The sequence below is a fragment of the Peribacillus sp. FW305-BF15 genome (genome assembly GCF_058783805.1).
On the sequence record NZ_JBYSYV010000004.1, the window covers coordinates 1 to 12,803 of the forward strand.

Annotated in this window: 13 protein-coding genes and 1 riboswitch; of the genes, 3 read left to right on the top strand and 10 right to left on the bottom strand. The window is 40.6% G+C overall.

The features are described 5' to 3' along the window. Positions 1-188 precede the first annotated feature (188 nt). Together AC3WLU_RS04885 and AC3WLU_RS04890 are read right to left on the bottom strand one after the other, a co-directional pair. Entirely contained in the window at positions 189-1,166 is a 978-nt protein-coding gene (locus tag AC3WLU_RS04885; protein WP_492596891.1) for a 2-hydroxyacid dehydrogenase, read from the bottom strand. A 97-nt stretch (positions 1,167-1,263) separates the two neighbouring features. After that, positions 1,264-2,577 carry an Nramp family divalent metal transporter gene (locus AC3WLU_RS04890; protein ID WP_053536195.1) on the bottom strand — a complete coding sequence of 438 codons (1,314 nt, stop codon included), beginning with the start codon at positions 2,575-2,577 and terminating at the stop codon, positions 1,264-1,266. Between the two features lie 435 nt (positions 2,578-3,012). Between AC3WLU_RS04890 and AC3WLU_RS04895 the strand changes: the two genes are divergently transcribed. After that, on the top strand, positions 3,013-3,273 hold the full coding sequence (locus AC3WLU_RS04895; protein ID WP_492596892.1) for a hypothetical protein: 261 nt from the start codon (positions 3,013-3,015) through the stop codon (positions 3,271-3,273). A gap of 193 nt (positions 3,274-3,466) precedes the next feature. Here the strand turns inward: AC3WLU_RS04895 and AC3WLU_RS04900 are convergent, their stop codons facing one another. From AC3WLU_RS04900 to AC3WLU_RS04925, 6 genes are all read right to left on the bottom strand, one after another. Then, positions 3,467-3,736, bottom strand: coding sequence for an excalibur calcium-binding domain-containing protein (locus tag AC3WLU_RS04900; protein ID WP_034304099.1), 270 nt, complete (start codon positions 3,734-3,736; stop codon positions 3,467-3,469). A 156-nt stretch (positions 3,737-3,892) separates the two neighbouring features. Beyond that, positions 3,893-4,450, bottom strand: coding sequence for a competence protein ComK (locus tag AC3WLU_RS04905; protein WP_034304100.1), 558 nt, complete (start codon positions 4,448-4,450; stop codon positions 3,893-3,895). 155 nt (positions 4,451-4,605) lie between these two features. Continuing rightward, the gene (locus tag AC3WLU_RS04910) at positions 4,606-5,637 is read right to left on the bottom strand and encodes a DNA sulfur modification protein DndB (RefSeq protein ID WP_063590192.1); all 1,032 of its coding nucleotides are present in this window, start codon (positions 5,635-5,637) and stop codon (positions 4,606-4,608) included. Then, positions 5,624-6,730, bottom strand: a complete 1,107-nt coding sequence (locus tag AC3WLU_RS04915) for a DNA sulfur modification protein DndB (RefSeq protein ID WP_492596893.1) — start codon at positions 6,728-6,730, stop codon at positions 5,624-5,626. Before AC3WLU_RS04915 ends, AC3WLU_RS04910 begins: the two co-directional genes overlap by 14 nt. 314 nt (positions 6,731-7,044) lie before the next feature. Next, complete coding sequence (locus AC3WLU_RS04920; protein ID WP_063575250.1) at positions 7,045-7,356, bottom strand: protealysin inhibitor emfourin; 312 nt, start codon at positions 7,354-7,356, stop codon at positions 7,045-7,047. Positions 7,357-7,388: 32 nt separating this feature from the next. Continuing rightward, positions 7,389-8,450 carry a M4 family metallopeptidase gene (locus AC3WLU_RS04925; protein ID WP_492596894.1) on the bottom strand — a complete coding sequence of 354 codons (1,062 nt, stop codon included), beginning with the start codon at positions 8,448-8,450 and terminating at the stop codon, positions 7,389-7,391. 1,175 nt (positions 8,451-9,625) lie between these two features. Here AC3WLU_RS04925 and AC3WLU_RS04930 point away from each other — a divergent pair. After that, positions 9,626-9,886 carry a hypothetical protein gene (locus tag AC3WLU_RS04930; protein ID WP_492596895.1) on the top strand — a complete coding sequence of 87 codons (261 nt, stop codon included), beginning with the start codon at positions 9,626-9,628 and terminating at the stop codon, positions 9,884-9,886. 224 nt (positions 9,887-10,110) lie between these two features. On the opposite strand, the gene AC3WLU_RS04935 is transcribed toward AC3WLU_RS04930, so the two are convergent. Further along, complete coding sequence (locus AC3WLU_RS04935; RefSeq protein ID WP_413003665.1) at positions 10,111-11,310, bottom strand: phosphoglycerate dehydrogenase; 1,200 nt, start codon at positions 11,308-11,310, stop codon at positions 10,111-10,113. Positions 11,311-11,416: 106 nt separating this feature from the next. Beyond that, positions 11,417-11,495, bottom strand: a riboswitch (ZMP/ZTP riboswitch). A 148-nt stretch (positions 11,496-11,643) separates the two neighbouring features. Continuing rightward, the gene (locus tag AC3WLU_RS04940) at positions 11,644-12,072 is read right to left on the bottom strand and encodes an ATP-dependent metallopeptidase FtsH/Yme1/Tma family protein (RefSeq protein WP_278089344.1); all 429 of its coding nucleotides are present in this window, start codon (positions 12,070-12,072) and stop codon (positions 11,644-11,646) included. Between the two features lie 151 nt (positions 12,073-12,223). Here AC3WLU_RS04940 and AC3WLU_RS04945 point away from each other — a divergent pair, with 151 nt between their 5' ends. Then, entirely contained in the window at positions 12,224-12,739 is a 516-nt protein-coding gene (locus AC3WLU_RS04945) for a GNAT family N-acetyltransferase (RefSeq protein WP_492596896.1), read from the top strand. Positions 12,740-12,803 lie beyond the last annotated feature (64 nt).

Sequence of the window (12,803 nt, forward strand, 5' to 3'; positions counted from 1 at the left end):
AGTGGAAATCAACGTCCAAATTGTACAAGCCATAAAAATAGACAAACTCGATTTTCATCGAGTTTGTCTACAGTCTGAGCCCTCCTTTATGGGAGGGCTTTTTGTTTTGCAGGATGAGTAAAAATCATAATCCGAAACAAAAAAATGGATAGCCCCAATTAAGGCTATCCAGCTTAATTTTTAAAAGATCACTTCACCTTTACGCCAGCTTTAATTAACGTAGGCGGAGTTTCGCCCTGTAATCCGGCGACGAGGTTTGTTGCGGCCAGCATCGCCATTTTCAGGCGGGTTTCATATGTTGCGGAACCGATATGAGGCAGAGTGACGACATTCTTCATGGAAAGCAGCGGGTTGTCTTCCTGGACGGGCTCCTGTACAAAGACATCCAGTCCTGCCGCGTGAATTTCTCCGGTCTTTAGCGCATCGATCAACGCTTCTTCATCCACTGTTTTCCCTCTTGAACAATTGATGAAGATGGCGGACTCTTTCATGAGCTTGAATTCTTTTTCCCCCATCATCTTTTCGGTTTGAGGAGTCAGCGGTGTCATTAAGCAGACAAAATCAGATTGCTTTAACAGATCTTCCAGAGAACAGTATGTAGCTCCATACTTTTGTTCCGCGTCTTCGTTTCTGGATCTATTGTGATATAAGATGTTCATATCGAACCCAAAACGTGCCCTTTTTGAAACGGCAGATCCGATTCCGCCCATCCCGATAATGCCTAATACTTTATGATGGACGTCCAACCCAAACGATTTTTCTCCGATATTCGATGTCCATTGCCCTGACTTTACCATTTGATCCAACTCAGGCATTCTTCTCGCTGTGGAGATCATCAAACCCATGATCGTATCGGCGACTGTCTCGTTCAATACCTCGGGAGTGTTCGTAGCCATGATTCCTCGATTGGACAACTCGGTTACATCCAAATTGTCGTAACCAACCGATGAATTACAGACGATTTTTAATTGCGGTGCTTGATCCAGTAAAGTTTTATCCACTTTTAATCCTGAGCCTAATATACCTTGTGCGTTCTTCAGCTCCTGAAGAAATTCAGGATAGTTTTGTGAATCAAGACCCTCAAAATAAACGACCTCACAAGTCTCTTGAATATAATCCAACACCTTTTGATCCACTTTCTTATAAACGATTACTTTCGGTTTCATCATTGATACCTCACTTCCAATAAAGTAGGACCCCATCGGGTTCAAATGCTGACATAACCTTTTTGTTTTACGCCTCTATCTATAATCTACCATTATTTTAAAAAAAGGTAGTAGCTAATTGAACGGCGGACCAAATCGCTAAAACGGAAGCTAACGTTAGAATAATATTTTCGAACCAATTGTTTTTATATTTTCCCATCAAGCTTTTTTTATTTGAAAGCACGAGCATGCCAATTGCGATTACCGGAAAGCCGATTATATTTATTGCATTTACGCCAATTGTCAATGCAATGAAACCAGGCATGCCGGGAATGGACCAAATAAGCGGCGTAACTAATACAAAAATCATAATCCATTTAAACATTGGATCTTTTTCATATTTACCATTGTATTTTTCGCGTCGGTTTTTATTTATTACGTAAAAGGCATCTACTATCAATCTTGGAAAACCAGTTGATTTCCCTACTATACTCGCGAACAATACTCCAAATACCCCAAGATAAAAAATGTACCAGCCAAATTGTCCTAACGACATTTGTAATGCCATTGCCAAGTCATCAATCGTTTCCACATGAATTCCATTCGGTTTTAAAATTTCTGCCCCAACCACCCAAATGGCTAAATTAATCACGATGCAAACTCCGATGGCAAACAGTAAGTCATTTCTTTGAACCTTGACATGACTCGGCTTCGTCCAGCCCTTTTCCTTCATGAAATATGGATGTACAAAGTTCGAAATCGATCCTGCCACTGCACCGATAATTGAAATCGCCACCAATAATGCTCCATGAACGCCAGTATCACTTGGAATGCTAAAACCAACCGTTCCTTTAATGATTTGCCCCACATCCGGTGTAGCTTGAATGGCCAGGAACAAGAAGGCAATGGTCAATAATGCCAAAAGCACTTTCATTACACTTTCAATTCTATTATAAATATTCCTGCCAATAAGCATAAACACTAATCCTACAACTACCATTGAAGCTAAGAACGGCTGATTGACATGGAAGAGTGTCGATAATACCTCTCCCGCTCCCTTAATCATATAGGCATTAAACAGGTGGCCCATGATTAATGCATAACCAAACATGAAATAACCGAAAAATGGGTGGATACGTCCATAGCCTTCAAGAATGGTTAAACCCTCTGTGTTACAAAGCTGGAACCGGGCAATAACATTAACGATAAGAAAACGAAGAATTAATGACAGAGCTAAAATCCACATTAAACTATATCCATAATCTGCACCGGCAACAGAAGAAGTCACCAGATCCCCGGCGCCAAGCCACGTTAACACGGCAAGAATTCCTGGACCATAAGCGGTTTTAAACTTCGTGAAGAAATTTGTTTTCTTACTTTCGACCTCCGGAGCAATCACAGTGGATTCAGCAAGATTTGATTGATTTTTCAAGTTATTCACTCCATTCCAAAGAGTATGTATTCGCTTTCATTTTTTCTAAAGCAATAATACTTAGATAACTCTAGACATTCAGATATTGAAATTATGACAGAACTTTACGTCATTTCCGGAATTGACATAAAGTTAACGCGCAGTATGTTGTCATGCTTCATGTTGAAGTGAATTAGCTCTTAAGTAAGTTCTCCTTCCATTTGATTGAATCTTTCGACTATTTACATTGAAATTGTAAGACAAATTAAAATGTAAGTCAATCATAATATTTAGAAGTTTTTTTAAAGCATAAAAAAGACCCTTCGTACTTGTTGATCATTCAAGAGAAATTGGCGTTGCTGCAAATTGAGGAAAACAGGATAAATAAAGGATAAAGTACAGCGTGCGAATAGATTCATGCCATCAGCGGATAATATAAGCGAAGGAGTGAAATATATGCCACAAGATAATAACAATGATCCAAATAATACTGCCAGGTACCTTGATGCTCGCAGAGACCCTAATAATGATAGTTTGAACCCTGGGTTTCAAAGAGAAGAACGTCCTATGCCTAATGGTAATATCCCAACAACAGAGGGTGTCGCAAATGTTAAAGAACGTTTTCCTTCTGACCATGAAAGACTTATGAGCAGAATCAATCTTGGGGATGCACTTATAAATCGGGAAAATACACATTTTGGACGGTTTGAAAGATAACCCACGAGAAAAAAGCTAAAAACCTGTTTAGGCTTTAGCTTCCGTTTTTTTAGTTTTGTACAAAAATGAACTTTCCTCTCCAGGCACTTGCTTTCCACAGGAGCCTCACACACCCGCTCCAATCAATATGGAACACGTTTTATCTACAAAAATTCAAAGAGACCTTCCTATAAAAGGTCTCTTTGAATAATCCTTACTTTTCACAAGCGATAAAGTCTTTGTCGCGATCGCTTTTTTTATTGGCATCATAAAGCGCCTTTGAAACGTGAGGCTTGTATTTCGTTTTTCCTCCTTTATTTTTAACGGAAGATGTACGGGCTACGCCTCCTTTGTAGTCTTTATTCAATGCTGTACAGTTTTTATAAGTCTTCACCTTTGTTTTGGCACTGGCAACGTCATTTGCGCCAAACGAGAGACCTAAAACTAGTCCAAAAGATAGTAAAATAGCAAATATTCGTTTCAAAATACGTACTTCTTTCCCTAAATATTAACTTTTTACTAATCATAATGTATCATTCCATTTTTTACAATAACTATTTTTCTGGATTTAAATAATACCCGCTCTCACTTAATCCACTCCTAAGAAAAGACCGCCAATTCAGCGGTCCCATAGATTATATTATTCCTTTCCCTTCACCCTGTAATGGACCTCCCCAGGTTCTTTGCAAAAGGTGATTCCGCTTCCCGGTTCGTAATAAAAGGTCTTTTTACCCAATGAGCGTTCATGGAAGGTCGTATGCAGATAGGCTGCTTGGTCCCTTTTGAAGGCGAGCTGATTTTTGCTTAAGTTTACTGGTAAGCAATGACCGTAGTTTGTGTGGACCAGTGTTTCCTTTTCGTTCATTTCCTCTAGGTCACGAATGTGGATGTAGGAAAACCAGACTCCTCCTCTTTTCCGGAATGAGCGGGAGGAGAACCAGACCATCCCCAGTTGGGCATTTATGCAGACGGGCAGTCTGTATTTACCGCCCAGTACGGATTTGGCTGCCGCTAGTCCGCCATCCAGATCCAATCCAAAGTGGTTTAACGTATTATTCAGGATTTCCTGGCGCGGTTGCCTAACATGGAAAGTGCTGTCTCCCTCCACTACCGTAGTCATCTCGACACCATTGGCGTCGTATCGCTCCATCATTCCTACCGTTTCCATATTCAATAAATAGTTTTTTCGTATCATCATTCCATTCACTCCCCATTTCACTATTCCTTTTTATGGAGTATACTGGACATAGAGGCAGGTATACTCCTGCTCACAAGCCCTTAGGTGATTGTCTGACCGGACGTCCTCACCTAGGGGTTTTTCACTTTTTCATTATCACATTTCCCCTCACCTCCTCAACAGCTATACAGCCAGCGTACTAGCTCTTCGATATTGTTTTTATCTTTGCTTAGGTGAAATAATGGCGGCCGCCCTTTGTATGTTCCTTTAAACTCTTTCCAAATGGGATTATCAGGGCTCCAGTCCACCTCTTTCAATTTTGACATTCTCGTGGCAATCAGCTGTTGTCTTTGTTCGATTGGCTGGTTTTCCATTTTGTCATTGACATAAAGGGCAACGGCAATGAAAAGCGGGTAACTGGCAAGCATGCATTTTGTGTAATCACCCATCTGTCCTGCCGGGTATATGTCGAATAGTTCATTAAGATAGAGATGAATGAGTGTGATGTATTCACTGTTCGATAGCGGACTTTGTGATACTTTCTCTTCGATGTTTACGTGTGCCTTCCCAGTCATGAAGATGCCGATGACCTGCCTCAATTGCGATAGCGATAAGAGGTTTTTATTGGCTGGACGATTGATGGAACGCTTTTCAAGTTCGACACCGGCTGTTTTTAGCGATTGATGGGTATGGAGCACCTGATTGGTAATGACGTTGAGGTTGTTTCGCGAGTCGAATGATATCCGTTTGGAAAGGGCCACTTTCTTGCCTTTTAGATTGAGATCCAGGTAGAGCTGGGATTCTTCCGCTCTTGTTAGCCCTTCAAATACTTGGATCGCAATCGAGCTGTCCTTCATGAGTGAATCCAGTTCGTATGCTAGTTTCACCTTTTCTTCACCCTTCTTTAACGCTTTAAGGATACTGTCCTCCAATTGCGCGAAAGCCGCTATTCGTTGTGTTCCGTCAATGATCGAAAGTTCGATAGGATCTCCATTAGGGGCTGCTCCTTCCCTGCTGCTGGCAACAAGTGGCGGCAGGTAGATATTTTTCGTTAACGCATTGTCCAAAAGATAGTTTTTGATCGATCGGACCCGCAGCTGGTTGATTTCCCTCGTGGCGATCTGACCGTTGCGATACATATGGACCAGCTCGATGATGGAGCAGGAAACCATCGTCCTTCTTTTCCGGTCCAATTCACCTAGAATCATGCAGCCATCCTCCTTCTTGTTCTATTTTTCGTTTGAACGCGAGAGCCGTTTTCTGGATGGCGTTTGTAGTCGAATGGTTTTTGACTCTTTTTTTCAAGGGGTCGTAAATGTGTGAATAAAGGGTATCATCATGCTTCCAAGTACAGGCTTTCTTCAAATGCAGCATATGATTTATTGCTTCTTCATAGGGGATTTCATGATGTTTTCGGAGTTGGTGGATCGTTTGGGCAAGGGCTATTTGAATGCCGGAATACCCTGATGTGAATGTAGTCCGGTCTGTCATCTTCTTCGGAAAGATTTCCAGCCATGACTCGAAAAACGCGGTCGCGGTGTTGATGATTTCTGCTTTGGTCATATCACCATAATTGGCTTTACCCGTTTTCGCGGTGACGTTTCCTTCAAATAAAGCAATAAGGCAGCGCCTCATGATCGTCAGCGTAGTCAGCGCCGTACATCTCACGGTGATCCTCGAAAGGGTGGCCTCTATCTCCATCTTACTTTCTAATATCCTGGCAATGTTCCGTGTTAGTTCTGCATATTCATCGCGCTGGTCATACTTCATCACCAAGCCGTTATGCGGCTCTTTTCGCTTCGTATTAATATCATTGAATAGCTGTCTTTCTTCATGCGTTTCCAGATTTAAATAGATTTGAATCGTGACCGGATAGGTTTTCAACTTATCAATTTGGTTTTGGAGCTTTGCCGCTTCGGGAAAGTTTCCGATTTCTTCTTCCGTTTCCTTCCGTGCCCTTAGATGACTGATGGCTGAAATGAGGGCATAGGTCCTATGCTGCCCGTCAAGTATGTATATTTTACTTCCTGGTGGCAGTTCCCCGCCCACGGGCACTTCTTGGATCGCTCCCCTGCTCGAGAAGATGAATGGGGAAAAGTAAAAGTCCCCTTCCGATACAGAATCGATGATGAACTCCCTGATTTCAGTCCTTCGATTGAGATCAAGCTTTCTTTGAACCGCCTCATCGACTTCGAATATCGCCTCCAATGTCGAGAATTGAACCTGCGAGATTAATATTCTTTTCCCGAATTGGGTAAGGCTGTTTCCGGCTATCGTCACTTTCATTTCTTGATATGTCATTCACTTCACCTCTCTGCGACCATTATCCTATTTTATGCTTTTTTTGTAAAACCGCTCTTGTATTATCTCTTTCAAAATTGGTTCCCTTTTGTGACTGCTTTACCTGTTTGATTGGCTAACTCTTTACAAAATCTCATCAAAGGGCTATACTATCTAATTTCCGTTTCAAATTTGCTACTGCCGATCGCTATTTTGTGTCCATTTAGAGAACAAACAGCCAAAATTCAGATAAAAGTGAAACGAAATGACATTTTTGTGAAGTTTTACGACTCGTCAAAAAAAGTCTATCTGAATGATAGACTTTTTTGACGAGGTTATTCTGCCAGCTTTATTTCAATTGCTAAATTCCGTAAATAATCCAATAAGGGCCGGACTTCCTCTGGAGCTGTTGTGTCTGTGAATGAGAAAGACTGCTTCTTCTTTTCAACGGCTATATCCAGCTGGTACGAAAACGAGTCGAACCCTTGCGTTTTTACCATTTTACTTTGGGCAGCATTATGAAGGTCAGCATGTTTCATTAAGTTCTGCAATTCCTCATACTTCTCTTTCGGCAATTCATCCGTATCTATTTCGAAATTCAAGTCGAGGTTGGCAAATCCCCCTATGCAGCTAAATTTGATATGCATGGTAGATGAAGCCTCCTATTCATGGAATATTTCTACTCAGGCAGTCCAACCGCTTTAAAAGCATTTTCAATTGTCTTGATGGCTGTTTTCGTAACATTACCGCTATCAACAAGTTTTTGCGCTGCCTTGATGACGATTTGCACGAATTGATTGAAATTCGCCGTCGCAAATAAATTCTGCATCGCATTGAACCAAATCAAGGCCGCTTTGTCCGTTCCAATTTCCATCGATACTAGATAAAAGGCCTTGTTTGGTATGCCGCTATTGATATGGACACCATGATTATCGCGTTCTCCCTTATAGAAGTTCTTCATATGATCAGGCTGAATATCCTTACCCATTAACTTATTGTCAAATGCCGTACCTGGTGCCTTCATCGAACGGAGTGCCTGCCCTTTCAGTGTCGGTCCCATTATATCAGCACCGATCAGCCAATCGGCATCTCCTGCAGTTTGCTTTAAGTGAAATTGTTTTATGGCAACTCCAAACACATCTGAAAGATGTTCGTTCAATGCCCCGGACTGACCTTCATACTCCAATCCACTTGTGAACTGCGTAACCCCATGTGTCAATTCATGTCCAATTACATCGAGTGAATTGGCAAAATTGCTAAAGATGATCCCATCACCGTCTCCAAATACCATTTCATCTCCGTCCCAATAAGCATTCGTGAATTTATTGCCATAATGAACGTTCAGAATGAGATCAAGACCTTGGTTATCAATTGAATTACGGTGCAAAACATCCTTGAAATAATCACGCACAACTCCGCTATAATCATATGCAGCGTTAACAATGGGATCTGCACTTGATCGGTCTCCTTCTTTCCTAGCCTCATTCTCCCGGAGTTTCGTTCCTCCCTTGCAATCGTAAACATGACGGGCAGATTCACCTTGACGTTCAGATCCTGCATCCGTCAGTGCGACAACACCGTCAATATCGTATTCTTTCAATATTCTGCGCCTGCGCATTTGACGGCTTTTCGCTAAACTGATCCGTGCTTCTTCCACTTCATTTTGTGCCATGTTCTCTAAGATATAGTTAGGTACGATGAAACACTGACATTTCAATTTGGTACAGACTTTTTTATGCATATGCGTCACTCCTTCATGTTTTTTTACGATCTATTATCATTTCGTTTCTCAAACCGTTCTTCATGCTCAATAGCTGTTTATCTGATCCATTCACATTTGCTGCTCATCCTATCTTCAACACATTTCTATAGACTACTTTCGCCGCAAGTACCTCATTTCCCTCCATTCCTTCCTCTGATCCGTTCAATCCTTTTTTCCGGCAACTGGTAACTCATCATGCAATTTCAGGCAGGGGATGTAAGAGTTCACCTTTCTTTATTAAATTATTCTGCTCGTGCTGCATATACTGCTTTAAACAAGGAATCCTCCTCGGAACATAAACAACCATTAAGGGAGGGCATAGCATTGTAACTTCACAGGGAACTGCTTCGGTTAGCTTTCCATTCCCATCTGTATGGGGTATCCACTCTTCAATAGCTGGCAGAACGATTATTTGGGGCACATTTTCCATTCATTCCATTATAGATAATTGGGTGGTTGGTACGGTTAATTTTCGCGGCAGACCCATTCCGATTAATGGATTTTGGAATGAAAACACCAAACAAATCGCATTTGATTCACCTTATGCCACATTCTCTGGCAACTTAACCATAATTGATGATCAACAGAGCAGAATTCGGCATTTCATTCTTCAAGGACGTTTTCTAATGAAGCCTCCCTCTCTGCAAGCAGGTGAGTCTGGATCGTGGATTGCCACTACAGATATAGCTCAGAATCAATTTCCTGTTAGCGGTAATGCGTATACCGGGCAATGCCTCCTGTAGGAGCTTTTTTAACATCTAATTTCCTTCATCAGCACCAGAATTTTTGGGGAAGAACAATATAGGGTCATCCTTTTTTTGTAGAAAGGGTGTTTAGATAGGGAATCGTCTCTGGATTAGGGGCGATTCTTTTACTTAGATTCACTGAAGTGAACGTAGGCAAGGAGGCATACAAGTGATTCCATTATTCAGGTTTGCAGCACGTTGCTTCCCTGCGTTCAGTTGATCGCATTGCTTCCCCGTTTTGGTACCGTTTTACCTATATATGAGATAGTTATTTTGGTTGATAACTTATAAATCCGTTAACTTAAAATGAGTACAGATGGAATATAGATTGACAGCATTTTCCTTGTACTTCATACTATTGTATTAATATAAGTGACAGAATATTTAGTTAATTAGGAGGATGAAGCTATGAAATTAGCAGATTTTCTAGAAGAAAAGGGTTTTCAAGTGGCTCATGTATTGATATTGGAGGATAAATGGGGGGGAGGACATGTGACTAAGCACAGAATCCTTTTAAGCATTCCCATTTTGCTATATGGAATGTACATATTTGTGGTCATTCAAAATGATAAAGATGTTCCACTTTATTTGCATCTCCTATTCGCAATCTACTTGATGTTTTTTGTACATTATGAAGATAACACAGAAGGAAAGCATGACGGATTTTGAGAATTTCGATGCTAAGCAATGCGTGTGGAAGATGTTTGGACTTCAACTGAATGTATCGAGCTAGCTGCCCGCAGGCTGAGTCCGTTGTAATCCCTAGGTTGTTAACACGTGAGCCAGTTTAGCATGACCACCCCAATATTTATTCCAAAATCATTAATAAAGCCTAAAAAAGCCTCAACTCCTTAAAGGAATTGAGGCTTTTTTAGGCTTTATTTTGGTTCCAATTAGATGATACGAGTTGTAACGATGCCTTCGATTTGTTTGATTTGATCTTCCAAGGCAGGAATGATATCGCTGTTTACTTCACCATCAATGTCGATGATCGTATATGCATATCCCCCACGGCTTCTGTTAACCATGTCAGCGATATTCAAATTAAAGCTTGATACAGCCAGCGTGATTTGCCCAACCATGTTCGGAACGTTTTCGTGGAAAGTTGCCACACGACGGTTTCCTGTAAAAGGAAGGGAAGTATTCGGGAAATTCACAGAGTTCTTGATGTTCCCTGTTTCTAAAAAGTTCTTCAACTGACGAGCTGCCATGATGGCACAGTTTTCCTCTGATTCTAGCGTAGAGGCACCAAGATGCGGAATTGGAACGACATTTTTCATTTTCAACACGTTTTCATTCGGGAAATCAGTAATGAACTTGCCTACTTTTCCGCTTTCAAGTGCAGCTTGCATATCATTTTCATTCACTAGCTCACCGCGTGAGAAATTCAAGATATGTACGCCCGGCTTCATGATGCTGAATGTTTCTTGGTTAAACATTCCTTTTGTGTCGTCAGTTAATGGAACGTGTACTGTAATATAATCAGATTCTGCAAACAATTCTTCAATTGTCATGGCGCGCTGTACATTGCGGGATAAGTTCCAAGCTGTATCAACAGAGATGAACGGGTCAAAGCCAATGACATCCATGTCCAAATCAAGCGCGTCATTCGCTACAAGTGCACCGATTGCTCCTAAACCGATTACGCCAAGAGTTTTTCCCTTGATTTCTTTACCAACGAATTGTTTCTTTCCTGCTTCGACAAGCTTAGGAATTTGTTCCCCTTCGCCTTCAAGCGTCTTTGTCCAAGCCACACCGGCAAAAAGGTTACGAGATGAAGCCATCAATGTCGTCAGCACCATTTCTTTTACAGCGTTTGCGTTAGCCCCAGGTGTATTGAAAACGACAATTCCTTGCTCCGTGCATTTGTCGACCGGAATATTATTGACTCCAGCCCCTGCCCTTGCGATTGCTTTTAACTGATCGCCGAATTCCATAGTATGCATATTAAAGCTGCGAAGAACGATCGCATCAGGGTTTTCACTGTCATTGTCGACTTTAAAATCGCCTTTATTGAAAACATTCAGCCCGCTTTCGGCAATATTATTTAACGCTTTGATCGTTTTGACTTTTTCTAAAAGTATTGTGCTCATTTTGTTAGCTCCTCTTTTGATTATGATGTTTTTGAAATTTCAAAATATTGACTTTAGACCTTTACTATCTGTTAATATACAGAAAGAGGCAAGGGATAAAATCCCTTACCTCTGCCCAGGCGAACGGCTACGACACTATGTGTTCCCTCACGGTTATCCGTGTTTCGCCAGTTGCACATAGTCTTTTTCATTTATTTTATTCTATCAAACTATTCAGCAATCTTCAATACCATTTTAAAGGTTTATCTCTTTTTTTGCAGAAGCCATAACTCACTAGAAATATCGACGAAACTTGCAGTTTTATCTCCGAAAATGGGAATATATCGTCGAAAACTATCTTTTTATTATAACTCTAAATAGTAATAAGACTAAAAACAGGAAGGAAATGATCATGAAAGGAACGGTCGTTGTAAACAGGGTGACCCATCCGCTTACCTCTATGTATGGTGTAAACTCCATTTTTTCTATATCATTTTCCTCTGCAGCATTATTCATTCTATCTAGCGAAGTTTCACTATTTGGGACAGACGCGACAAAGTATTGATCCTTTTCATACCCTGCCAGCCGACCGCTTATTTCAATCACACTTTTTCGCTGCTCCACCTCTATAAATGTCACTTTTCTATCCGCTAAATTTGTAAAAAATTCATCGTCAGTTAATTTCTCAGTCGGTTCTTCGTCATTATTAAAAACCAGCACACCCCCCAAGATAATCAAGAAGCTTATTAAATAAAATATTTTACTACGGAAAATCTGTTTCATCTCATTCCTTCTCCCACATTAAGCAAACTATAGGAAATAGTAACATACAAAGTTAATTATTGGAATATATTGGGCCGATTAGTTGCTAATTGGATAATATTAGTAAAAAATAAGAAGTATAGCAAACTTAAAAAAAAAAGGAGGAACCACTATGCTAATAAGAGAGGCGACGTTGGCTGATGCGGAAGGGATAGCGAAAGTCCATGTGGATTGCTGGCGAACCACTTATAAAAATATAATGCCGAGTGATTTTTTAGATAAACTTTCTTATGAGAAAAGGAAAGACATATGGATAAAGAATATAACTAGTAATGGCAATCATGTTTATGTCGCAGAAAATAACGAAGGAAAAATAGTAGGATTTATATGCGGAGGGAAAAGGGAGACGAATCAAGTTGAGGATTCGGGCGATTTAACTGCGATATATATCCTAGAAAATTCACAAAGAATGGGGATAGGTAAGAAACTCATCAAAGAATTATTTTTTAAATTCGAAGAACTGGGATTCAAGACAATTTTCGTTGAGGTGCTTGAAGATAATAAATCTCGATACTTCTATGAAGCATTCGGTGCTGAATTGCTTAAAACTAAAAAAATCAAAATAGCTGGTGCTGAATTGAATCTATTGGTTTATGAGTGGAAGGACATTAGCCCCGTATTGTTATGAATGAAATTCAGCTAAGATTGCTAAAAAAGGCACAGTCCTTCGTGAAAGGATTGTGCCTTGCTTT

What these genes read in the sequence shown, in the direction of transcription:
- AC3WLU_RS04885 (WP_492596891.1), bottom strand. Translation starts at nt 1,166, where the DNA reads ATGAAACCGAAAGTAATCGTTTATAAGAAAGTGGATCAAAAGGTGTTG.
- AC3WLU_RS04895 (WP_492596892.1), top strand. Translation starts at nt 3,013, where the DNA reads ATGCCACAAGATAATAACAATGATCCAAATAATACTGCCAGGTACCTT.
- AC3WLU_RS04905 (WP_034304100.1), bottom strand. Translation starts at nt 4,450, where the DNA reads ATGATGATACGAAAAAACTATTTATTGAATATGGAAACGGTAGGAATG.
- AC3WLU_RS04910 (WP_063590192.1), bottom strand. Translation starts at nt 5,637, where the DNA reads ATGATTCTAGGTGAATTGGACCGGAAAAGAAGGACGATGGTTTCCTGC.
- AC3WLU_RS04915 (WP_492596893.1), bottom strand. Translation starts at nt 6,730, where the DNA reads ATGACATATCAAGAAATGAAAGTGACGATAGCCGGAAACAGCCTTACC.
- AC3WLU_RS04920 (WP_063575250.1), bottom strand. Translation starts at nt 7,356, where the DNA reads ATGCATATCAAATTTAGCTGCATAGGGGGATTTGCCAACCTCGACTTG.
- AC3WLU_RS04925 (WP_492596894.1), bottom strand. Translation starts at nt 8,450, where the DNA reads ATGCATAAAAAAGTCTGTACCAAATTGAAATGTCAGTGTTTCATCGTA.
- AC3WLU_RS04930 (WP_492596895.1), top strand. Translation starts at nt 9,626, where the DNA reads ATGAAATTAGCAGATTTTCTAGAAGAAAAGGGTTTTCAAGTGGCTCAT.
- AC3WLU_RS04935 (WP_413003665.1), bottom strand. Translation starts at nt 11,310, where the DNA reads ATGAGCACAATACTTTTAGAAAAAGTCAAAACGATCAAAGCGTTAAAT.
- AC3WLU_RS04940 (WP_278089344.1), bottom strand. Translation starts at nt 12,072, where the DNA reads ATGAAACAGATTTTCCGTAGTAAAATATTTTATTTAATAAGCTTCTTG.
- AC3WLU_RS04945 (WP_492596896.1), top strand. Translation starts at nt 12,224, where the DNA reads ATGCTAATAAGAGAGGCGACGTTGGCTGATGCGGAAGGGATAGCGAAA.